This is a genomic window from Streptomyces sp. NPDC051315, from assembly GCF_044455165.1.
Classification (GTDB): domain Bacteria; phylum Actinomycetota; class Actinomycetes; order Streptomycetales; family Streptomycetaceae; genus Streptomyces.
This window is the reverse complement of sequence record NZ_JBITEN010000031.1, coordinates 1-20,635: the sequence shown is the minus strand read 5'-3', so window position 1 is coordinate 20,635 and position 20,635 is coordinate 1. Positions and strand designations below refer to the sequence as shown.

Sequence of the window (20,635 nt, the reverse complement as noted above, 5' to 3'; positions counted from 1 at the left end):
GCGTCTAAGATGCGGCCCATGAGCTATGGGCAGGGGGGACCTCAGTCCCAGTGGGATCCCTGGAAACCGAACTCCGAGCAGCCGTGGAGCAGCGGCGCCACGGACGCGTCTCCCGACTGGGCCGCGCTGGCCGAGGCGTCCGAGACGCGCAACAGGCGCCGCCGCCTGCTGTTCATAGGCGGGGGCGCGCTGGCGACGATCGCGGTCGGCACCGCCGTGGCCATGGCCGTGGTGTCGGCGAACGGCGAGGACGAGGCGAGCCGCCCCACCTCCTCCCTGCCCGCCACCGCCGACCTGCCGAGCGCGTCCGCCACCCCGTCCTTCGCCCCGACCAGCGCCCCGCCGCCGCTGGATCCGAAGGAGTTCATCTCCAGCAAGGCCAAGGACACGGCCCCCAACGGGCCGGACCTCCTCTTCCCGGGCCGGCAGCTGACGATGGGCTCGACCGTCTACCAGAAGGTCACCAAGGCCGACACCACCGACTGCTCCACCGGCGTGCAGGGCACCCTGCCCAAGGTCCTGGCCGCCAACGACTGCACCCGCCTGATGCGCGTCACGTACGTCAAGGACACCATCGCGGTGACGGTCGGCGTGGCCGTCTTCGACACCGAGGCCCAGGCCCTCAAGGCCAAGGAGCAGGCCGACAAGAAGAGCTTCGTCAAAGCCCTCACCGGCGAGGGCGCCAAGACGTTCTGCAACGGCGCGGTCTGCCGCTCGACGACCAACTCCTACGGCCGCTACGCCTACTTCACCATCACCGGCTTCACCGACGGCAAGGACGTGACGACGAAGGACACGCAGGTCTTCACCACCGGTGACGACCTCGCCGGGTTCACGTTCCAGCAGATCCAGCGCCGGGGCGAGGCCCAGGCCTCGGCCGCAGCGAACGGCTGACCGCACGGACAGGCGCGTGAGAGTCCCCCGTTCCGATCACCGCTGATCCCTGGGGGACTCGTCATGAGCGGCCCGCCCCGCACCTCCGGACGCCACCTGCTCGCGGGTGCCGCGAGCGGTGACGTGACCGATCGTCGAACCCGTCGACCAGGGTCCGCCCCGGCGAGGGGTCAGCAGCACCCGGCCGTCCCGGGCAGCGTCCGCTTGTTCCGCGCCTCCCTGGTGCGGGCGGCGAGCAACTCGTCGGCCGGGTAGCCGACCTCCTCCAACGTCAGCCCGTGCGGCCGTACGACGTGCACGGCCGAGTCCCGTACACCCGCCGCGAGCACCTTCCCCGGCCACTCCGGCCCCCGGTGCCCGTCCCCCACGAACAGCAGCGCCCCGATGAGCGAACGCACCATGTTGTGGCAGAAGGCGTCGGCCCGCACGGTCGCGGTGATGATCCCGTCGTCGCCCTTGCGCAGACTCAGCTCCTGCAAGGTACGGATCGTCGTCGCGCCCTCCCGCTTCTTGCAGTAGGCGGCGAAGTCGTGCTCGCCGAGCAGCCGCCGCGCGGCCTCGTTCATGGCGTCGACGTCCAGCGGCCAGTCGTGCCACAGGACGTGGTTGCGCAGCAGGGGGTCCACGCCACCGGGATTGTCGGTGACCCGGTACGCGTACCTCCGCCAGATCGCCGAGAAGCGGGCGTTGAAGCCGCTGGGAGCCTCCCGCAGCGCCCACACGCGCACGTCCCTGGGCAGCCGCCCGGCGAGCCGCTTCAGCAGCTTCTCGTGGTGCTCGGCCCACACCTCGCGCGGCAGATCGACATGGGCGACCTGTCCTCGCGCGTGCACCCCGGCATCGGTACGCCCGGCCACGGTCAGCTCGTACGTCTCCGTCGACCGCGTGACCGTCCGCAGGGCGTCCTCGATCTCCCCCTGCACGGTCCGCCGTCCGCCGGCCTGCTTGGCCCACCCGGAGAACTCGGTGCCGTCGTAGGAAAGGTCCAGCCGCACCCGTACGCACCCGGGCCGTACTTCGTCACTCACCCCTAGATCCTCTCAGCAACGCGAGAGCGGGCCCGCCCCAAAAGGGCGGACCCGCTCGACGCAAGGCAGTGCCTCAGGCGTCCTTCGACTCCTCGGCGGGAGCCTCGTCGGCCTTGGCGTCCTCGGCCGGGGTCTCCTCGGCCTTGGTCTCCTCGGCGGCCTTGGTCTCCTCGGCCTCCTTGACCGCGCGCTTGGTGGCGGCCTCGGCCTCGCCGGTCGCCTCCTGCGCCACCGTCAGCGCCTCGACCAGCTCGATGACGGCCATGGGCGCGTTGTCGCCACGACGGTTACCGATCTTGGTGATGCGGGTGTAGCCACCCGGACGGTTCTCGTAGCGCGGGCCGATCTCGGTGAAGAGCGTGTGGACGACGCCCTTGTCCGTGATGACCTGGAGCACCTGGCGGCGGTTGTGAAGGTCGCCCTTCTTCGCCTTGGTGATCAGACGCTCGGCGTACGGGCGCAGGCGGCGGGCCTTCGCCTCGGTGGTGGTGATACGACCGTGCTCGAACAGCGACTTCGCGAGGTTCGCGAGGAGCAGCTTCTCGTGCGCGGCACTGCCGCCCAGACGGGCACCCTTGGTGGGCTTCGGCATGGTTCTTCTCCTGTGTGTCTGCCCCGGCCGTATCAGGTACCGGGGTCAGTATCCGAGCAGGCGGTCGCCTGTCGGAGATCCGGGGCGTCCCCGAAGGGAGCCCCGGAAGGGGCGCGGAGAGCCGGGCGGCAAGCCACGGCCCACCCGCACCCGAGTAAGGACCGTCCGGTCCGAACTCTCAGTACTGCTCGGTCTCGACGAATCCGGCGTCGGCGTCGTCGTCCGCGCCGAACGCGTCCGCGGCGGCGGTCGGGTCGAATCCGGGCGGGCTGTCCTTCAGGGCCAGGCCCATGCCGGCCAGCTTCGCCTTGACCTCGTCGATGGACTTCGCACCGAAGTTGCGGATGTCCAGCAGGTCGGCCTCGGAGCGGGCGACGAGCTCACCCACGGAGTGGATGCCCTCACGCTTGAGGCAGTTGTACGACCGAACGGTGAGCTCCAGCTCCTCGATCGGCAGCGCCAGGTCGGCGGCGAGCGCGGCGTCCGTCGGGGACGGACCCATGTCGATGCCCTCGGCGTCGATGTTCAGCTCACGGGCGAGACCGAACAGCTCGACCAGCGTCTTACCGGCGGAGGCCATGGCGTCACGCGGACGCATCGCCTGCTTGGTCTCGACGTCGACGATCAGCTTGTCGAAGTCGGTGCGCTGCTCGACACGCGTGGCCTCGACCTTGTACGTGACCTTCAGGACCGGCGAGTAGATCGAGTCGACCGGGATCCGGCCGATCTCCTGGCCGACCTGCTTGTTCTGCACGGCGGAGACGTAGCCGCGACCGCGCTCGACGGTCAGCTCCATCTCCAGCTTGCCCTTGCCGTTGAGCGTGGCGAGGACGAGGTCGGGGTTGTGCACCTCGACACCGGCCGGCGGCGCGATGTCGGCGGCGGTGACCAGACCCGGGCCCTGCTTGCGCAGGTACATCACGACCGGCTCGTCGTGCTCCGAGGAGACGACCAGCTGCTTGATGTTGAGGATCAGGTCGGTGACGTCCTCCTTGACGCCCGGCACGGTGGTGAACTCGTGCAGGACACCGTCGATGCGGATGCTGGTGACAGCCGCACCGGGGATGGAGGACAGAAGGGTCCGGCGCAGGGAGTTGCCGAGGGTGTAGCCGAAGCCCGGCTCCAGCGGCTCGATCACGAACCGGGAGCGGAACTCGTCGACGACCTCTTCGGTCAACGAGGGACGCTGAGCGATCAGCATGTGTGGATCAGATCCTTCTTTCGTGGACGCCCGCTATTTGACGCCCGACGGAAACCGCACCCTGAGAGGTACGGGTACTGCAAGGGTACGGGCGGCACGGCCCGAAAGAGCCGTACCGCCCGGACAACCGTGGTGCCGTGAAGGCGACGCGTCAGACGCGGCGGCGCTTCGGCGGACGGCAGCCGTACTGCGACATGTGGGGGACGACCCCCACACCCCCAGCCGGAAGCCGAGCCGCCGTGGGCCGGTGCGTCAGACGCGGCGGCGCTTCGGCGGACGGCAGCCGTTGTGCGGGGTCGGGGTGACGTCCTGGATGGAGCCGACCTCGAGGCCCGTGGCCTGCAGGGAACGGATGGCGGTCTCACGACCGGCGCCCGGGCCCTTGACGAAGACGTCGACCTTGCGCATGCCGTGCTCCTGAGCGCGACGGGCAGCCGACTCGGCGGCCATCTGCGCGGCGAACGGCGTGGACTTGCGCGAGCCCTTGAAACCGACGTGGCCGGCGGAGGCCCACGAGATCACGTTGCCGGCCGGGTCCGTGATGGACACGATCGTGTTGTTGAACGTGCTCTTGATGTGCGCCTGGCCGTGCGCGACGTTCTTCTTTTCCTTGCGGCGCACCTTCTTGGCAGCGCCCTGACGTCCCTTGGGGGGCATCTATTTACTCCTACGGGAGGTGGTCGGTCCTACAGCGAAGACCGCTGATGAGCGTCCGCTGAGGACTACTTCTTGCCCGGCTTCTTCTTGCCGGCGATGGCGCGACGCGGGCCCTTGCGGGTACGAGCGTTCGTGCTGGTGCGCTGACCGCGGACGGGCAGACCACGACGGTGACGGAGACCCTGGTAGGTGCCGATCTCGACCTTGCGGCGGATGTCGGCCTGGATCTCGCGACGGAGGTCACCCTCGGTCTTGATGTTGTTGTCGACGTACTCGCGGATCGCGACGAGCTGCTCTTCGGTGAGGTCACGAACACGGGTGTTCGGGTCCACGCCGGTGGCAGCGAGCGTCTGCTGCGAGAGGGTCCGGCCGATGCCGAACACGTAGGTGAGGGCGATCTCCACGCGCTTTTCGCGCGGGATGTCAACACCGGAAACGCGTGCCATTCAATGGCTCCTGGTGATCTTCGGAGGTCTTCCACAGAACCGGCTCCCAGCCGCCGTACCAGGTACGAACTGGGTCCCCGGCCTCCGAACCGGGGGTGTCAGGCGCGATGAAACGCCTGGGTCCTGCGTATGAACATATTCAGCTCGCGTCGCGCGAAGTCTCTGCGATATCGATGCAGAGGGTGTGATCCGTGTGCGATCAGCCCTGGCGCTGCTTGTGGCGCGGGTTCTCGCAGATGATCATGACCCGACCGTGACGGCGGATCACCCTGCACTTGTCGCAGATCTTCTTGACGCTCGGCTTGACCTTCATGGGATGTGAGGTTCTCCGGGTCAGTTGCCGGCAACCCCGTGCACAGGGAGAGCACGGGGTTCGGGCAAGATCTACTTGTACCGGTAGACGATCCGGCCACGCGTCAGGTCGTACGGAGACAGCTCCACCACGACCCGGTCGTCAGGGAGGATGCGGATGTAGTGCATACGCATCTTGCCGCTGATGTGTGCCAGGACCTGGTGGCCGTTCTGGAGCTCGACCTTGAACATGGCGTTCGGAAGAGACTCGACGACAGTGCCCTCGATCTCGATGGCACCTTGCTTCTTGGCCACGCTTCGCCCTTCGAATCGACTACCTTGATCGACTCCTGGGCTTTCCCTTACGGGCGCATGCAGACATGCGGGTGCACAAGAGCCGACGAGTCAGTCTACGTCAGCGCACCCGGAAAAACGAATCGGGGAAGCCTGCCCCACGGGGGAGATCATCATGCGACCGCGCACAGGAGCCCGGTCCCGGCCGACCCAGCCCGCCCGCACTGGAGGACGAGGCCCGTTCAGGGCCGAAGCGCGGCGCCGGGGCGGCAACACCCGGGCTTACAGGACGCGAAGGAGCGGCGGGTGGCGAGATCCCCCGCAGCCCCCGCAGCCCCCGCCGGGAGAACCTCAGGCCAGCGGATCCGGCGCCGCCACGATCCCGTGCTCCGCCAGCTTCGCCTTACCGCCGTCGGGGGCGGTGAGCACCAGCGGGCCCTGCTCCGTCAGCGCCACCGAGTGCTCCCAGTGGGAGGACCACGTGCCGTCCGTCGTGATGACCGTCCAGTCGTCCTCGAGGACCTCGGTCCGGGGAGTGCCGAGGGACACCATCGGCTCGATGGCCAGGCAGAAACCGGGGACCAGCTTGGGCCCCTTGCCGCGGCGACGGTCGACGTAGTTCAGCAGGTGCGGGTCCATGTGCATCTCGGTGCCGATGCCGTGGCCGCCGTAGTCCTCGATGATGCCGTAGCGGCCGCCGCCGGGCTTCGGCTGGCGGCGGATGTACGTCTCGATGGCGCGGGAGACGTCCACGAGCCGGTTGCCCTGCTTCATGGCCGCGATACCGGCCCACATCGACTCCTCGGTGACCCGGGAGAGCTCGATGAGCTCCGGGGAGTGACCGGAGCCCACGAAGGCCGTGTAGGCGGCGTCACCGTGCCAGCCGTCGACGATCGCGCCGCAGTCGATGGAGATGATGTCCCCGTCCTTGAGGACGACCTCGTCGGAGGGGATGCCGTGGACGACGACGTCGTTCACGGAGGTGCAGATCGTCGCGGGGAAACCGCCGTAGCCGAGGAAGTTCGACTTGGCGCCGTGCTCCGCGAGCACCTTGCGGGCGACCTCGTCCAGGTCCTTCGTCGTCGCCCCCGGCACGGCCGCTTCCCGTGTCGCCGCGTGGATGGCGGCGACGACCAGCCCCGCCGCGCGCATCTTGGCGATCTGCTCGGGGCTCTTGATCTGCACCATGGGGACTACGGCCTTTCTTGGACCGGCGACACGACGAAACGAACGCTTCAACGATACGGGGGAAACGACCACCCCCACACAGCGGCCGCGGTCCCCCGAGAGGAACCGCGGCCACGGAGACGTACCCGACTACTGGTCGTCGCCCTCGCGCTTCAGCGCGGCCAGCGCACGGGCCGTGACCTCGTCCACCGGGCCCATGGCCTCGATGGTCACGACCAGGCCCTGGGCCTTGTAGTAGTCGATGATCGGCTCGGTCTGCGTGTGGTAGACCTCAAGCCGCGTACGGACCGTCTCCTCGGAGTCGTCGTCGCGCTGGTACAGCTCACCGCCGCAGACGTCGCAGACGCCCTCCTTCGCCGGCTTCTTGTACGTCACGTGGAAGACGTGCGAGGAGTCGTTGCGGCAGATGCGCCGGCCGGCGATCCGCTTGACGACCTCCTCCTCCGGGGCCTCCAGGTCCAGTACCGCGTCCAGTGTGATGCCCTCGGTGGTGAGGAGCTCGTCCAGCGCCTCGGCCTGCGAGACGTTGCGCGGGAAACCGTCCAGCAGGAAGCCGCCCTCGGCGTCCGGCTGCTCCATGCGGTCCTTGGCCATGGCGATGGTCACCTCGTCGGGGACGAGGTTGCCGGCGTCCATGTAGGACTTCGCGAGTTTCCCGAGCTCCGTCTGCTGGCTGATGTTGGCGCGGAACAGGTCGCCCGTGGAGATGTGGGGTACGCGCAGCTTCTCGGCAAGGCGAGTGGCCTGCGTTCCCTTACCGGCACCCGGCGGCCCGACGAGGACGATACGCATCAGCGGAGGAACCCTTCGTAATTGCGCTGCTGGAGCTGGCTCTCGATCTGCTTCACCGTCTCGAGGCCCACACCCACGATGATGAGGATGCTGGTGCCGCCGAACGGGAAGTTCTGGTTTGCCCCGAAACCAGCCAACGCCATCGTCGGGACGAGAGCGATCAGGCCCAGATACAGCGAACCCGGCCAGGTGATCCGGTTGAGTACGTAGCTGAGGTACTCAGCGGTCGGTCGGCCAGCCCGGATGCCCGGGATGAAGCCACCATACTTCTTCATGTTGTCCGCGACTTCCTCGGGGTTGAACGAGATGGCCACGTAGAAGAACGCGAAGAAGACAATCAGGAAGAAGTAGAGAGTGATGTGCGCCGGCGCCGCCGTGTCGGCCAGGTTCTGCGTGATCCAGGTCGCCCAACCCGCCTGCGAGTTGGAGAACTGGACGATCAGAGCCGGGATGTAGAGCAGCGACGAGGCGAAGATGACGGGGATCACACCCGCCTGGTTCACCTTCAGCGGGATGTACGTCGAGGTTCCGCCGTAGGAGCGGCGGCCGATCATGCGCTTCGCGTACTGCACGGGGATACGGCGCTGAGCCTGCTCGACGAAGACCACCAGGGCGACCATGACCAGACCGACGGCGATGACCGTGCCGAACTCGATCCAGCCGCCCGCCAGGGAACCCTGCTTCTTGATGGCCCACAGCGCGGAGGGGAAGGTGGCGGCGATCGAGATGAACATCAGGATCGACATGCCGTTGCCGATGCCGCGGTCGGTGATGAGCTCACCGAGCCACATGACGACGGCCGTGCCGGCGGTCATGCAGATGACCATGGTGATGGTCGTGAAGATCGCGCGGTCGGGGACGATGTTCGACGCGACGGTGCAACCGGAGAAGAGGGCGCCGCTGCGGGCGGTGGCCACCAGGCCGGTGCCCTGCAGGATGGCGAGCGCCACCGTGAGGTAACGGGTGTACTGCGTGATCTTCGCCGTGCCGGACTGGCCCTCCTTCTTGAGGGCCTCCAGGCGCGGGATGACCACGGTCAGCAGCTGAAGGATGATGCTCGCCGTGATGTACGGCATGATGCCCAGCGCGAAGACCGTGATCTGCAGCAGCGCACCGCCGCTGAACATGTTGACCAGACCGAAGAGGCCCTGGTTGCCGGAGGCCTCGTCCACACAGATCTGGACGCTCTTGTAGTCGACACCCGGGATCGGGATGTGGGTGCCGACCCGGTAGACCACGATGATGCCGAGCGTGAAGAGCAGCTTCTTGCGCAGGTCGGGCGTCTTGAACGCCCGGGCGAACGCGGTGAGCACGGTGCCTCCTGCGACCCCCGCGCATCTGCGTCAAGGGTGACGGTCTTGAGGGATAAGAACAACGACATGTGTAACGGTCCACTGCCGCTCAAGGTGCCCCATGGGAAGCATCTTGTGAAAGTGGGCAGTGGAGGTCACCTTACCGGCGACACCACCGCCCTAGGAACGACCGACCGGGGATACCCCATTTGTGGGGTATCCCCGGTCGGGATCGCTCACGTCATCGAGGCGCCTGTGGTGTTCAGACGAGCTCGGTGACCGTACCGCCGGCGGCGGTGATCTTCTCCTTGGCGGAGCCGGAGACGGCGTCGACCGTCACCTGCAGCGCCACGGAGATCTCGCCCTGGCCGAGGACCTTGACGAGGCTGTTCTTGCGCACGGCACCCTTGGCCACGAGGGACTCGACCGTGACCTCGCCACCCTCGGGGTAGAGCGCGGCCAGCTTGTCGAGGTTCACGACCTGGTACTCGGTCTTGAACGGGTTCTTGAAGCCCTTCAGCTTCGGGAGGCGCATGTGCAGCGGCATCTGGCCGCCCTCGAAGCGCTCCGGAACCTGGTAGCGGGCCTTCGTGCCCTTGGTACCACGACCGGCCGTCTTACCCTTCGACGCCTCACCACGACCCACACGGGTCTTGGCGGTCTTGGCGCCCGGGGCGGGACGGAGGTTGTGGATCTTGAGCGGGTTGTTCTCCGCCATGATCAGTCGACCTCCTCGACCGTCACGAGGTGGCGGACGGTGTGCACCATGCCGCGGAACTCGGGGCGGTCCTCCTTGACGACCACGTCACCCAGGCGCTTGAGGCCCAGGGAACGCAGGGTGTCGCGGTGGTTCTGCTTGCTGCCGATGTAGGACTTCGTCTGCGTGATCTTGAGCTGCGCCATGATTACGCACCCACCCCGGCACGCGCACGAAGGAGAGCCGCGGGGGCGACGTCCTCGAGCGGCAGACCACGGCGGGCCGCGATCTCCTCGGGACGCTGCAGGCCCTTCAGGGCCTCCACGGTCGCGTGCACGATGTTGATGGCGTTGTCGGAGCCGAGCGACTTCGACAGCACGTCGTGGATACCGGCGCACTCGAGCACGGCGCGCACCGGACCACCGGCGATAACACCGGTACCGGGGGACGCGGGCTTGAGCAGCACGACGCCGGCAGCCTTCTCACCCTGGATGGGGTGCGGGATGGTGCCCTGGATACGGGGGACCTTGAAGAAGTGCTTCTTGGCCTCCTCAACGCCCTTGGCGATGGCGGCCGGCACCTCCTTGGCCTTGCCGTAACCGACACCCACGGTGCCGTCACCGTCGCCCACCACGACCAGCGCGGTGAAGCTGAAGCGACGACCACCCTTCACAACCTTGGCGACGCGGTTGATCGCGACGACGCGCTCAACGTACGCGGTCTTCTCGGCGGCAGCTGCGCCGCCGTCACGGCCCTTCCGGTCCCGCCGCTCGCCGCCACCGGCACCGCCACCGCGGCGCTGGGGTCCAGCCATTGGAATTACCTCTCTCTGTCTCCGCTAGCTACGGAACCAGGACTCAGAACTTGAGTCCGGCCTCGCGGGCGGCGTCCGCCAGGGCGGCGATGCGCCCGGCGTACTGGTTACCACCACGGTCGAACACGACGGCCTCGACACCGGCGGCCTTGGCGCGCTCGGCGACCAGGGCGCCGACCTGCTTGGCCTGCGCGGACTTGTCGCCCTCGCCACCGCGGATCGAAGCGTCCAGCGTGGACGCCGACGCCAGGGTGTGGCCCTTCAGGTCGTCGATCACCTGCGCCACGATGTGGCGGTTGGAGCGGGTCACGACCAGACGGGGGCGCTCCGCCGTACCGTTGATCCGCTTGCGGATCCGGATGTGACGGCGCTTGATCGCGGCGCGCTTGTAGGCGTCGCCCTTCAGGATCTTCTGCCCGTATGCCATGGCTTACTTACCCGCCTTTCCGACCTTGCGGCGGATGACTTCGCCCTCGTACTTGACGCCCTTGGCCTTGTACGGGTCGGGCTTGCGCAGCTTGCGGATGTTGGCCGCAACCTCGCCGACCTTCTGCTTGTCGATGCCCTCGACCGAGAAACGGGTCGGGGTCTCCACCTTGAAGGTGATGCCCTCGGGGGCCTCGACGACGATCGGGTGGCTGTAACCGAGCGCGAACTCGAGGTTCGAGCCCTTGGCGGTCACGCGGTAACCGACACCACTGATCTCGAGCTTCTTCACGTAACCCTGGGTCACGCCGGTGATCATGTTCGCCACCAGCGTGCGGGACAGGCCGTGCAGGGCCTTGCTCTGACGCTCGTCGTTGGGGCGGGTCACCTGCAGGGTGCCGTCCTCGCCCTTGGCGATCTCGATCGGCGCCACGACGGTGTGGGTCAGCGAGCCCTTGGGGCCCTTGACCGAAACCGTACGGCCGTCGATGGTGACGTCCACGCCGGCGGGAACCGCGATGGGGAGCTTGCCGATGCGCGACATAGCTGTTTCCTCCGTTCCCTTCTGCTACCAGACGTAGGCGAGGACTTCCCCACCCACGCCCTTCTTGCCGGCCTGCTTGTCGGTGAGGAGCCCGTGCGACGTGGAGATGATCGCCACGCCGAGGCCGCCCAGCACCTTCGGCAGGTTGGTGGACTTCGCGTACACCCGGAGACCGGGCTTGGAGATCCGCTTGATGCCCGCGATGGAGCGCTCACGGTTGGGGCCGAACTTGAGCTCGAGGACGAGGTTCTTGCCGACCTCGGCGTCCTCGACCTTCCAGCCCGTGATGAAGCCCTCCTGCTGGAGGATCTCCGCGATGTGAGACTTGATCTTGGAGTGCGGCATCGACACCGAGTCGTGGTACGCCGAGTTCGCGTTCCGCAGACGCGTCAGCATGTCTGCGATCGGATCAGTCATGGTCATGAATTGGCCTGTGGCCTCTCTCGCCGGGGTTTCCTGGTGCGCCATCCCTCTCCCCGATCCGAGACGGGACGGGTGCGGCGCGGTGGACCTACGGCGTAGTAAGTCGTACGGGCGGCAGACGCCCAACCCTGCAAGCCTAAGGCATGCGGAGGTGGGCCCCTGCCGACCCAGATGCTTACCGAGAGCCCGGTGAATCCCTAAATGCGGGATCTACCAGGAGCTCTTGGTCACGCCCGGCAGCTCGCCACGGTGAGCCATCTCACGAAGGCACACGCGGCACAGGCCGAACTTGCGGTACACGGAGTGCGGACGACCGCAGCGCTGGCAGCGGGTGTAGCCACGCACACCGAACTTGGGCTTGCGAGCAGCCTTCGCGATGAGAGCCTTCTTCGCCATCTCGCTCACGCCTCCTTGAACGGGAAGCCGAGGTGACGCAGAAGGGCACGGCCCTCTTCGTCGTTGGTCGCCGTGGTGACCACGGTGATGTCCATACCCCGGACGCGGTCGATCTTGTCCTGGTCGATCTCGTGGAACATGACCTGCTCCGTGAGACCGAAGGTGTAGTTGCCACGGCCGTCGAACTGCTTGGGGGACAGGCCGCGGAAGTCGCGGATGCGCGGCAGCGCGAGCGACAGGGTGCGGTCCAGGAACTCCCACATGCGGTCGCCACGGAGCGTGACGTGGGCACCGATCGGCTGACCCTCACGCAGCTTGAACTGCGCGATGGACTTGCGGGCCTTGGTGACGGCCGGCTTCTGACCGGTGATCGTGGTGAGGTCGCGGATGGCGCCCTCGATCAGCTTGGAGTCGCGGGCGGCGTCGCCCACACCCATGTTGACCACAATCTTGACGAGGCCCGGGATCTGCATGACGTTCTCGTACTTGAACTCGTCACGCAGCTTGCCCGCGATCTCCTCGCGGTACTTCTGCTTCAGACGCGGGGTCGTGGTGGTAGCCATCAGATGTCCTCACCCGTCCGCTTGGCAACGCGGATCTTGTTGCCCTCGTCGTCGAAGCGGTAACCGACACGCGTGACGACCTTCTTGCCGTCCTTCTCCACGACCAGCTGGACGTTGGAGACGTGGATCGGCGCCTCGGTGGTCACGATGCCGCCGGCCTGGGAACCGCGCGCGGTCGGGCCGGCCTTCGTGTGCTTCTTGACCCGGTTGACACCCTCGACCAGGACGCGCTCCTCGCGCGGGAAAGCGGCAATGACCTTGCCCTGCTTGCCCTTGTCCTTACCGGTGATGACCTGGACCAGGTCGCCCTTCTTGATCTTCATGCTTACAGCACCTCCGGCGCGAGCGAGATGATCTTCATGAACTTCTTCTCGCGCAGCTCACGGCCGACCGGGCCGAAGATGCGGGTGCCGCGAGGGTCGCCGTCGTTCTTCAGAATGACGGCGGCGTTCTCGTCGAAGCGGATGTACGAGCCGTCCGGACGGCGACGCTCCTTGACGGTGCGAACGATGACCGCCTTGACGACGTCACCCTTCTTCACGTTGCCACCGGGGATCGCGTCCTTGACGGTGGCGACGATGACGTCACCGATGCCCGCGTAGCGGCGACCGGAGCCACCGAGCACACGGATGCAAAGGATCTCCTTCGCACCAGTGTTGTCGGCGACACGCAGTCGCGACTCCTGCTGGATCACGTCTATCTCCTGATCGTCTGCCGGTTCCCCAACGGGGCTGAGTCAACAGCCCCGTTGGAGCCTGGCGGAACTGACCTGCGGGGTTTGCCCCGCAGGAATTACTTGGCCTTCTCGAGGATCTCGACGACGCGCCAGCGCTTCGTCGCGGACAGCGGCCGGGTCTCCATCAGGAGGACGCGGTCGCCGACACCCGCGGCGTTCTGCTCGTCGTGCGCCTTGAGCTTGTTGGTACGGCGGATGACCTTGCCGTACAGCGCGTGCTTGACGCGGTCCTCGACGGCGACGACGACGGTCTTGTCCATCTTGTCGCTGACGACAAGGCCCTCACGGGTCTTGCGGAAGCCGCGCGCTTCGGTGTTCTCAGTCACGTTGTTCTCGCTCATGCGTTCTCCACCGTTTCGATGCCCAGCTCACGCTCGCGCATCAGGGTGTAGATCCGCGCGATGTCCTTGCGGACCGCCTTCAGACGGCCATGGTTCTCGAGCTGACCGGTCGCCGCCTGGAAGCGGAGGTTGAACAGCTCTTCCTTGGCCTCGCGGAGCTTCGCCAGAAGCTCCTCGTTGCCCAGCTCGCGCAGCTCGGACGCCTTGGTACCGGCCGACATCACGCTTCACCTGCCTCGCGCTTGACGATCCGGCACTTCATCGGCAGCTTGTGGGCCGCACGGGTCAGCGCCTCACGGGCGATCTTCTCGTTGGGGTACGACAGCTCGAACATCACGCGTCCGGGCTTGACGTTCGCGATCCACCACTCCGGAGAACCCTTACCGGAACCCATGCGGGTCTCGGCCGGCTTCTTGGTGAGGGGACGGTCCGGGTAGATGTTGATCCAGACCTTGCCGCCACGCTTGATGTGACGGGTCATCGCGATACGAGCCGCCTCGATCTGGCGGTTCGTCACGTAGGCCGGGGTCAGCGCCTGGATGCCGTACTCGCCGAACGCAACCTGCGTTCCACCCTTGGACATACCGTTGCGCTTCGGGTGGTGCTGCTTGCGGTGCTTGACCCTACGGGGGATCAGCATGTCGGTCAGGCCTCCGTTCCGGTGCTCTCAGCCGGAGCGGCGGCACCGGCCTCGGCCTGGGGGGCCTCGGCGGCGGGAGCCTGCTGCTGCGGCTTACGACCGCGCCGCTCGCCACCACGGCCACCACGGGCCGGGCGGTCGGCGCCACCGCGAGCCGGGCGGTTACCCGCACGGGCGGCAGCGTTCTCGGCGCGGACCTCGGCGATGTTCTTGACGTCGCCCTTGTAGATCCAGACCTTCACACCGATGCGGCCGAAGGTCGTCTTGGCCTCGAAGAAGCCGTAGTCCACGTTCGCGCGGAGCGTGTGCAGGGGCACGCGGCCCTCGCGGTAGAACTCCGAGCGGGACATCTCGGCGCCGCCGAGGCGGCCACCGCACTGGATCTTGATGCCCTTGGCGCCGGCCTTCATGGCGGACTGCATGCTCTTGCGCATGGCCCGACGGAAGGAGACGCGGGAGGAGAGCTGCTCGGCGACGGCCTGGGCAACCAGCTGAGCGTCGGTCTCGGGGTTCTTGACCTCGAGGATGTTCAGCTGGACCTGCTTGCCGGTGAGCTTCTCGAGGTCACCGCGGATGCGGTCGGCCTCGGCGCCACGGCGGCCGATGACGATGCCCGGACGCGCGGTGTGGATGTCCACACGCACACGGTCACGGGTGCGCTCGATCTCGACCTTGGAGATGCCGGCGCGCTCCATGCCGGACGTCATCATCCGACGGATGGCGACGTCTTCCTTGACGTAGTCCTTGTACAGCTTGTCGGCGTACCAACGCGACTTGAAGTCGGTGGTGATGCCGAGCCGGAACCCGTGCGGGTTTACCTTCTGGCCCATTACCGGGTTCCTTCCTTGCTGCTGACGACCACGGTGATGTGGCTGGTCCGCTTGCGGATCCGGTAGGCACGGCCCTGGGCGCGCGGCCGGAACCGCTTCAGGGTCGGACCCTCGTCGACGTAGGCCTCGGAGACGAAGAGGCTGTCGACATCGGTGTGGTCGTAGTTGTGCGCGGCGTTGGCGATGGCGCTGTCCAGCACCTTGCCGACCGGCACGCTCGCGGCCTGCGGGGCGAAACGCAGGACCGCCTGAGCCTCCGTGGCGTCCATGCCACGGATAAGGTCCACCACGCGGCGGGCCTTCATGGGCGTGACGCGGATGTACCGCGCCTGGGCCCTGGCTTCCATGGTTGTCCTTCCAGTGTCTGTCATGGTCATTCCACCCCGCTGCTAGCGGCGCTTCGACTTCCGGTCTTCCTTGACGTGGCCCCGGAAGGTGCGCGTCGGCGAGAACTCGCCGAGCTTGTGGCCGACCATCGACTCGGTGACAAACACCGGGATGTGGGTCTTGCCGTTGTGCACCGCGATCGTGTGGCCCAGCATGCTGGGGACGATCATCGAGCGACGGGACCAGGTCTTGATGACGTTCTTGGTGCCGGCTTCGTTCTGGGCGTCCACCTTCTTGATCAGGTGGTCGTCGACGAAGGGCCCCTTCTTGAGACTGCGCGGCATCTAAACCCGCTCCTAGCGCTTCTTGTTCGTCTTGCGGCGGCGGACGATGTACTTGTTCGAAGCCTTCTTCGGCGAACGAGTACGACCCTCCTTCTGACCCCAGGGGCTGACCGGGTGGCGACCACCGGAGGTCTTGCCCTCACCACCACCGTGGGGGTGGTCAACCGGGTTCATCGCCACACCGCGAACGGTCGGGCGGACGCCCAGCCAGCGCTTGCGGCCGGCCTTGCCCCAGTTGATGTTGCTCTGCTCGGCGTTGCCGACCTCGCCGACCGTGGCGCGGCAGCGCTGGTCGACCAGGCGGATCTCACCGGACGGCATGCGGAGGTGGGCCATCGAGCCCTCCTTCGCGAGCAGCTGCACGGAGGCACCGGCGGAGCGGGCGAACTTGGCACCGCCACCGGGACGGAGCTCGATCGCGTGGATCGTGGTACCGACCGGGATGTTGCGGAGGGCCAGGTTGTTGCCCGGCTTGATGTCGGCCCCGGGACCGTTCTCCACACGGTCGCCCTGCTGCAGGTTGCGCGGGGCGAGGATGTAGCGCTTCTCGCCGTCGGCGTAGTGCAGCAGCGCGATGCGCGCGGTGCGGTTGGGGTCGTACTCGATGTGCGCGACCTTCGCCGGCACGCCGTCCTTGTCGTGACGACGGAAGTCGATCACGCGGTAGGCGCGCTTGTGGCCACCACCCTGGTGGCGCACGGTCACACGACCGGAATTGTTACGGCCGCCCTTGCTGTGCAGGGGACGGACCAGCGACTTCTCCGGCGTGGACCGCGTGACCTCGACGAAGTCGGCGACGCTGGAGCCACGACGGCCCGGAGTCGTCGGCTTGTACTTGCGGATACCCATTTCTCAGTCCTCGTCCGATATCGGACGATCCGGACCGCCGTCAGGCGGTCGGACCGCCGAAGATGTCGATACGGTCGCCCTCGGCGAGGGTCACGATCGCGCGCTTGGTCGCCGCACGCTGGCCGAAGCCGGTACGGGTCCGCTTGCGCTTGCCCTGGCGGTTGATCGTGTTGACCCCGGTGACCTTGACCGAGAAGACCGCCTGGACGGCCTGCTTGATCTGGGTCTTGTTGGCGTTCGGGTCGACGATGAACGTGTACTTGTTCTCGTCGAGGAGCGCGTAGCTCTTCTCCGACACGACCGGCTTCAGCAGGACGTCACGGGGGTCCGTGTACGCCTTGCTCACCGGGGTGACGACGGTGTTCTTGCCCTCGGCCTCGTGGCGGCGAGCCTTGGCGACGCGCGCGGCCTTGGCGGCCTTGGCGGCCTTGGAGGCGATGCTCGGGTGACGCGTAGCCATCAGGCGTCACTCCCTTCGGTGTCGTTGGCCTTCGGGCCGGCGACGAAGGACTCGAGAGCGGCCTGGGTGAAGACCACGTCGTCCGAGACGATCACGTCGTACGTGTTCAGCTGGCCCGGCTCCAGGATGTGGACCTGGGGCAGGTTGCGGGCGGACAGCCACGCGGCCTCGTCGGCGCGGTCGACGACCAGGAGCAGGTTCTTGCGCTCCGAGATCTTGCCGAACAGCGTCCTGGCGGCCTTCGTGGAGGGGGTCTCGCCCTCGACCACGCCGGTGACGACGTGGATGCGGTTGTGGCGGGCCCGGTCGGTGAGGGCGTGACGCAGAGCGGCAGCCTTCATCTTCTTCGGGGTCCGCTGCGAGTAGTCGCGCGGCACGGGACCGTGCACGACGCCACCACCGGCGAACTGCGGCGCGCGGGTCGAGCCCTGACGGGCGCGGCCGGTGCCCTTCTGGCGGTACGGCTTCTTGCCGCCACCGCGGACTTCACCGCGGGTCTTGGTCTTGTGCGTGCCCTGGCGGGCCGCGGCGTTCTGCGCGACGACGACCTGGTGGATCAGCGGGATGCTGACCTTCTCCACGCCGAAGATCTCCGCGGGGAGTTCGACGCTACCGGTCTTCTCGCCGGCAGGCGAAAGGATGTCAACAGTGCTCATCGGTTACCTCAGGCCCCCTTGGCCGCGGTGCGGACCAGGACGAGGCCGCCGTTCGGACCGGGAACCGCGCCCTTGATGAGCAGCAGACCCTTCTCCGCGTCAACGGCGTGGACGGTCAGGTTCTGGGTGGTGACCCGCTCGTTGCCCATGCGACCCGCCATGCGGAGGCCCTTGAACACGCGGCCCGGGGTGGCGCAGCCACCGATGGAACCGGGCGAGCGGTGCTTGCGCTGGGTGCCGTGTCCGGCGCCGAGGCCACCGAAGTTGTGGCGCTTCATGACACCGGCGAAGCCCTTGCCCTTGCTCTTGCCGGTCACGTCGACCTTCACGCCGGCCTCGAACACCTCAGCGGTGATCTCCTGGCCGAGCGTGTACTCGGAGGCGTCCGCGGTGCGGATCTCGACGAGGTGGCGACGGGGGGTGACGTCGGCCTTGGCGAAGTGGCCCTTGAGGGGCTTGTTCACCTTGCGCGGGTCGATCTCGCCGAAGGCGATCTGGACGGACTCGTAGCCGTCGACGTCGTTCGTGCGGACCTGGGTCACGACATTCGGGCCGGCCTTGACGACGGTGACCGGAACAACGCGGTTGTTCTCGTCCCACACCTGCGTCATGCCGAGCTTCTCGCCCAGGATGCCCTTGATCTGCTTAGCCATTCTCAGATCACCGGCCTCAGAGCTTGATCTCGATGTCGACACCGGCCGGGAGGTCGAGTCGCATCAGAGAGTCAACGGTCTTGGGGGTCGGGTCGAGGATGTCGATCAGGCGCTTGTGCGTGCGCATCTCGAAGTGCTCGCGCGAGTCCTTGTACTTGTGCGGCGACTTGATGACGCAGTACACGTTCTTCTCAGTGGGCAGCGGCACCGGGCCCGCGACCGACGCACCAGTGCGGGTCACCGTCTCGACGATCTTCTTCGCCGAGGAGTCGATGACCTCGTGGTCGTAGGCCTTGAGCCGGATGCGGATCTTCTGTCCCGCCATGGCTACTCAGTAGTCCTGTCTCTTCTAACGCTCTGGAACCTGGTGTTCCCCTACCCGATCCTCCGACCCACGCGGTCGGGCGTGTCGCGGTCCCGCTGACACGAATGTCCCTTGTTCGAACATCCCTGCGGGGAATGCGCACGGCCCTACCGGAACCGCAGACCGGGGGCGGAAGGCCCACCGGGTGCCTGGCCGGTGCCGCGCCCACGCTTCCCGGAAGATTCCCGTACGTCCGCCCCAGCGCTGCCGTGTGGCAGTTAGGGCGACGAGTACTGTGGGACTCGCTTCCGGTCCTCCCGGCGGGAGGCGCGCAGCATCAACACTCGACCGAGCAACTCGGACAGTCTGCCATATGGGGCAGGGTGTCCGCCAATCGAGCCGGAGAGAATACCCCGAACGTGATGTAGGTCAAACGTGGGGTGCGAGGCGCCCGCCCGCTCCGGGATGTGTCGGCCGTCTGGACGTCCCGTGGGAACGCTGTGCGTGCGGGGTGCGCGCCCCGGGAACGGCATCGGGCCGGTGATCCACTGCCGCCATAATCATCCGCATGTCTGAATACGGGGGCGGATCGAGCGAACCGCCGGAGAGCAACGTTCCCAGATCCCGACTCGCCGACTACGCGGAGATGACGGCACCGCGACGCGAGTCCGCCGAAGTACCGCTGTCGAAGCCGATCACCCAGCCGCCGCCCGAGCCGGAACCGGCGCCCGAGCCCGCGCTCGACCCCGAGTCCGAGGCCCGGCGGCAGCGGTTCACCGAGGTGCTGGAGGAGTTCCGCAACACGGCGGTGCTGGTGCCGCTGGGCGAAGGCCCCGGCCCGGACAGCGAGCGGGGTCTGCTCACCGCCGACTGGAACGGCGTCCGGTTCATCCTGGCCTTCTCCGACGGCCCGGCCCTGGCCCGCTACGCCGAGGCACGCGGCGAGTTCCACCGCGAGTGGGCCTACCAGACGATCCTCGGCGCACGCCTGCTCGATGTGGCGGTGCCCGCGGCGGGGGTGCCCTGCGGGGTGGCGCTGGACTGCGCGGACGGCCCGGACGGCGTGGTGTTCCCGCCGGTGCGGGGCGTCGTACCGGACGAGGTCGCTCTCGACCGTGAAGAGGGGGATGCCATATGACCGTCGACGGGGAGGCGGTGACCGGCGGAGGCGTGCCGGTGGCCAGCGACATCCTGCCGCTGCTGATGGGCGGTGGAGCTCCGGACCTGAAGACCGAGGGCATGGCCCTGGTCGCCAAGGGACTGACCGACGCGCTGAGCGAGCTCAAGGAACTCGGCATGGTCGGCATGGCCGGGGCCGGTCGCGGCTTCGGCGACATCGCCCTCAACGGGCTGGAACTGGGCCACGAGGGGCTGACCGAGACGTTCGGGTCGTTCTGCGAGCGCTGGGAGTGGGGGGTGCGCTCGCTCATCAACGAAGGCAACGGTTTCGCGATCAAGACGGGCCTGGCCGCCGGCACCCTCTACGAGACCGAGCAGTACGTCGAGGGCTCGTTCAAGGTCGTGGCGAACGCCGCCATCGGCAACCCGTACGCCACCGAGGACGAGGTCACGCAGATGGGCTGGGGTGACATCGCCAAGTCCGGTGTGTGGGGCGGCAACGTCGACTACAGCCAGGAGTCCTGGGACCGGGCGGGCGAGAACATCCGGCAGGGCTGGAAGGACGCCGGCCGGGACGTGATGACCTCGAGCACCGTCGGGCCCCTCGGCCTCAACCCGCAGAACATGCACGAGCAGTTCGGTGTGTCCGAAGCCGAGTACAACCAGATGCTCGACAACACGTTCGGACCCTCGCCCGAGGCCCGCGCGGAGGAAGCCGCCCGGCAGCAGGGCGGGGGTGAGCAGTAGTGGGCATCGTCGACGACATCAAGGGCGGCCTCAACACCGGCCTGGAAATCGGCGAGAACCTCATCGACGAGGGCAAGAAGAAGCTCGGCGA

Annotated in this window: 34 protein-coding genes; 3 read left to right on the top strand and 31 right to left on the bottom strand. The window is 67.4% G+C overall.

Going from position 1 to position 20,635, the window contains the following annotated elements; translation table 11 throughout:
- Positions 1–18 precede the first annotated feature (18 nt).
- Positions 19–894, top strand: a complete 876-nt coding sequence (locus tag ACIBBD_RS37370) for a hypothetical protein (RefSeq protein WP_399424274.1) — start codon at positions 19–21, stop codon at positions 892–894.
- 170 nt (positions 895–1,064) lie between these two features.
- Here ACIBBD_RS37370 and truA read toward each other — a convergent pair whose 3' ends face one another.
- The 31 genes from truA to rpsJ form a co-directional block, all read right to left on the bottom strand.
- The gene (truA, locus tag ACIBBD_RS37365; RefSeq protein WP_399424272.1) at positions 1,065–1,922 is read right to left on the bottom strand and encodes a tRNA pseudouridine(38-40) synthase TruA; all 858 of its coding nucleotides are present in this window, start codon (positions 1,920–1,922) and stop codon (positions 1,065–1,067) included.
- Between the two features lie 73 nt (positions 1,923–1,995).
- Entirely contained in the window at positions 1,996–2,514 is a 519-nt protein-coding gene (gene rplQ, locus ACIBBD_RS37360; RefSeq protein WP_399424270.1) for a 50S ribosomal protein L17, read from the bottom strand.
- A gap of 178 nt (positions 2,515–2,692) precedes the next feature.
- Positions 2,693–3,715, bottom strand: coding sequence for a DNA-directed RNA polymerase subunit alpha (locus tag ACIBBD_RS37355; protein ID WP_003966937.1), 1,023 nt, complete (start codon positions 3,713–3,715; stop codon positions 2,693–2,695).
- Between the two features lie 252 nt (positions 3,716–3,967).
- The gene (gene rpsK / locus ACIBBD_RS37350) at positions 3,968–4,372 is read right to left on the bottom strand and encodes a 30S ribosomal protein S11 (RefSeq protein ID WP_010354218.1); all 405 of its coding nucleotides are present in this window, start codon (positions 4,370–4,372) and stop codon (positions 3,968–3,970) included.
- Between the two features lie 65 nt (positions 4,373–4,437).
- Positions 4,438–4,818: a 30S ribosomal protein S13 gene (gene rpsM, locus ACIBBD_RS37345; protein WP_006130767.1), complete on the bottom strand. Its 381-nt coding sequence runs from the start codon at positions 4,816–4,818 to the stop codon at positions 4,438–4,440.
- Positions 4,819–5,017: 199 nt separating this feature from the next.
- A complete protein-coding gene (gene rpmJ / locus ACIBBD_RS37340) occupies positions 5,018–5,131 on the bottom strand; it encodes a 50S ribosomal protein L36 (RefSeq protein ID WP_004984509.1) in 114 nt (37 codons plus the stop codon).
- 71 nt (positions 5,132–5,202) lie between these two features.
- Positions 5,203–5,424: a translation initiation factor IF-1 gene (gene infA / locus ACIBBD_RS37335; RefSeq protein ID WP_003948620.1), complete on the bottom strand. Its 222-nt coding sequence runs from the start codon at positions 5,422–5,424 to the stop codon at positions 5,203–5,205.
- Between the two features lie 330 nt (positions 5,425–5,754).
- A complete protein-coding gene (gene map, locus ACIBBD_RS37330; RefSeq protein WP_399424267.1) occupies positions 5,755–6,591 on the bottom strand; it encodes a type I methionyl aminopeptidase in 837 nt (278 codons plus the stop codon).
- Positions 6,592–6,720: 129 nt separating this feature from the next.
- The gene (locus ACIBBD_RS37325) at positions 6,721–7,383 is read right to left on the bottom strand and encodes an adenylate kinase (RefSeq protein WP_399424266.1); all 663 of its coding nucleotides are present in this window, start codon (positions 7,381–7,383) and stop codon (positions 6,721–6,723) included.
- Positions 7,383–8,696, bottom strand: a complete 1,314-nt coding sequence (secY, locus tag ACIBBD_RS37320) for a preprotein translocase subunit SecY (protein ID WP_399424264.1) — start codon at positions 8,694–8,696, stop codon at positions 7,383–7,385. Before secY ends, ACIBBD_RS37325 begins: the two co-directional genes overlap by 1 nt.
- A gap of 241 nt (positions 8,697–8,937) precedes the next feature.
- Entirely contained in the window at positions 8,938–9,393 is a 456-nt protein-coding gene (rplO, locus tag ACIBBD_RS37315) for a 50S ribosomal protein L15 (protein ID WP_030601181.1), read from the bottom strand.
- A gap of 2 nt (positions 9,394–9,395) precedes the next feature.
- Positions 9,396–9,578 carry a 50S ribosomal protein L30 gene (gene rpmD, locus ACIBBD_RS37310; RefSeq protein WP_009190145.1) on the bottom strand — a complete coding sequence of 61 codons (183 nt, stop codon included), beginning with the start codon at positions 9,576–9,578 and terminating at the stop codon, positions 9,396–9,398.
- Between the two features lie 2 nt (positions 9,579–9,580).
- Positions 9,581–10,186, bottom strand: coding sequence for a 30S ribosomal protein S5 (rpsE, locus tag ACIBBD_RS37305; protein ID WP_003998815.1), 606 nt, complete (start codon positions 10,184–10,186; stop codon positions 9,581–9,583).
- Positions 10,187–10,229: 43 nt separating this feature from the next.
- Entirely contained in the window at positions 10,230–10,613 is a 384-nt protein-coding gene (gene rplR, locus ACIBBD_RS37300) for a 50S ribosomal protein L18 (protein ID WP_031118787.1), read from the bottom strand.
- Positions 10,614–10,616: 3 nt separating this feature from the next.
- On the bottom strand, positions 10,617–11,156 hold the full coding sequence (gene rplF, locus ACIBBD_RS37295; protein ID WP_399424261.1) for a 50S ribosomal protein L6: 540 nt from the start codon (positions 11,154–11,156) through the stop codon (positions 10,617–10,619).
- Positions 11,157–11,180: 24 nt separating this feature from the next.
- Positions 11,181–11,579, bottom strand: a complete 399-nt coding sequence (gene rpsH / locus ACIBBD_RS37290) for a 30S ribosomal protein S8 (RefSeq protein ID WP_014674378.1) — start codon at positions 11,577–11,579, stop codon at positions 11,181–11,183.
- A 210-nt stretch (positions 11,580–11,789) separates the two neighbouring features.
- Complete coding sequence (locus ACIBBD_RS37285) at positions 11,790–11,975, bottom strand: type Z 30S ribosomal protein S14 (protein ID WP_003948630.1); 186 nt, start codon at positions 11,973–11,975, stop codon at positions 11,790–11,792.
- A gap of 5 nt (positions 11,976–11,980) precedes the next feature.
- The gene (rplE, locus tag ACIBBD_RS37280) at positions 11,981–12,538 is read right to left on the bottom strand and encodes a 50S ribosomal protein L5 (protein WP_309095770.1); all 558 of its coding nucleotides are present in this window, start codon (positions 12,536–12,538) and stop codon (positions 11,981–11,983) included.
- Entirely contained in the window at positions 12,538–12,861 is a 324-nt protein-coding gene (gene rplX, locus ACIBBD_RS37275) for a 50S ribosomal protein L24 (protein WP_399424259.1), read from the bottom strand. Before rplX ends, rplE begins: the two co-directional genes overlap by 1 nt.
- Positions 12,862–12,863: 2 nt before the next feature.
- Positions 12,864–13,232, bottom strand: a complete 369-nt coding sequence (gene rplN / locus ACIBBD_RS37270) for a 50S ribosomal protein L14 (RefSeq protein WP_003998823.1) — start codon at positions 13,230–13,232, stop codon at positions 12,864–12,866.
- Between the two features lie 98 nt (positions 13,233–13,330).
- Positions 13,331–13,615 carry a 30S ribosomal protein S17 gene (gene rpsQ, locus ACIBBD_RS37265; protein ID WP_004984524.1) on the bottom strand — a complete coding sequence of 95 codons (285 nt, stop codon included), beginning with the start codon at positions 13,613–13,615 and terminating at the stop codon, positions 13,331–13,333.
- Positions 13,612–13,836, bottom strand: coding sequence for a 50S ribosomal protein L29 (gene rpmC / locus ACIBBD_RS37260; protein ID WP_007494763.1), 225 nt, complete (start codon positions 13,834–13,836; stop codon positions 13,612–13,614). The genes rpsQ and rpmC overlap by 4 nt, the downstream gene beginning before the upstream one ends.
- Complete coding sequence (gene rplP, locus ACIBBD_RS37255; protein WP_009190136.1) at positions 13,836–14,255, bottom strand: 50S ribosomal protein L16; 420 nt, start codon at positions 14,253–14,255, stop codon at positions 13,836–13,838. The genes rpmC and rplP overlap by 1 nt, the downstream gene beginning before the upstream one ends.
- A gap of 5 nt (positions 14,256–14,260) precedes the next feature.
- Positions 14,261–15,085: a 30S ribosomal protein S3 gene (gene rpsC, locus ACIBBD_RS37250; protein ID WP_391998786.1), complete on the bottom strand. Its 825-nt coding sequence runs from the start codon at positions 15,083–15,085 to the stop codon at positions 14,261–14,263.
- A complete protein-coding gene (gene rplV / locus ACIBBD_RS37245) occupies positions 15,085–15,432 on the bottom strand; it encodes a 50S ribosomal protein L22 (RefSeq protein ID WP_030778516.1) in 348 nt (115 codons plus the stop codon). The genes rpsC and rplV overlap by 1 nt, the downstream gene beginning before the upstream one ends.
- Before the next feature lie 42 nt (positions 15,433–15,474).
- Positions 15,475–15,756, bottom strand: coding sequence for a 30S ribosomal protein S19 (gene rpsS / locus ACIBBD_RS37240; RefSeq protein WP_365467793.1), 282 nt, complete (start codon positions 15,754–15,756; stop codon positions 15,475–15,477).
- Positions 15,757–15,768: 12 nt separating this feature from the next.
- Positions 15,769–16,605 carry a 50S ribosomal protein L2 gene (rplB, locus tag ACIBBD_RS37235; protein WP_030788280.1) on the bottom strand — a complete coding sequence of 279 codons (837 nt, stop codon included), beginning with the start codon at positions 16,603–16,605 and terminating at the stop codon, positions 15,769–15,771.
- Between the two features lie 40 nt (positions 16,606–16,645).
- A complete protein-coding gene (gene rplW / locus ACIBBD_RS37230; protein ID WP_399424256.1) occupies positions 16,646–17,065 on the bottom strand; it encodes a 50S ribosomal protein L23 in 420 nt (139 codons plus the stop codon).
- Entirely contained in the window at positions 17,065–17,721 is a 657-nt protein-coding gene (gene rplD / locus ACIBBD_RS37225) for a 50S ribosomal protein L4 (RefSeq protein WP_399424255.1), read from the bottom strand. Before rplD ends, rplW begins: the two co-directional genes overlap by 1 nt.
- Positions 17,722–17,729: 8 nt before the next feature.
- Positions 17,730–18,374 (bottom strand): 50S ribosomal protein L3, encoded by a 645-nt coding sequence (gene rplC / locus ACIBBD_RS37220; RefSeq protein ID WP_103781446.1) that lies wholly within the window; start codon positions 18,372–18,374, stop codon positions 17,730–17,732.
- A 16-nt stretch (positions 18,375–18,390) separates the two neighbouring features.
- On the bottom strand, positions 18,391–18,699 hold the full coding sequence (gene rpsJ / locus ACIBBD_RS37215; protein ID WP_003948644.1) for a 30S ribosomal protein S10: 309 nt from the start codon (positions 18,697–18,699) through the stop codon (positions 18,391–18,393).
- A gap of 547 nt (positions 18,700–19,246) precedes the next feature.
- Between rpsJ and ACIBBD_RS37210 the strand changes: the two genes are divergently transcribed.
- Together ACIBBD_RS37210 and ACIBBD_RS37205 are read left to right on the top strand one after the other, a co-directional pair.
- Positions 19,247–19,816, top strand: a complete 570-nt coding sequence (locus ACIBBD_RS37210) for a hypothetical protein (RefSeq protein ID WP_399424253.1) — start codon at positions 19,247–19,249, stop codon at positions 19,814–19,816.
- Positions 19,813–20,544, top strand: coding sequence for a hypothetical protein (locus tag ACIBBD_RS37205; RefSeq protein WP_399424252.1), 732 nt, complete (start codon positions 19,813–19,815; stop codon positions 20,542–20,544). The genes ACIBBD_RS37210 and ACIBBD_RS37205 overlap by 4 nt, the downstream gene beginning before the upstream one ends.
- The last annotated feature ends 91 nt before the right edge of the window (positions 20,545–20,635 follow it).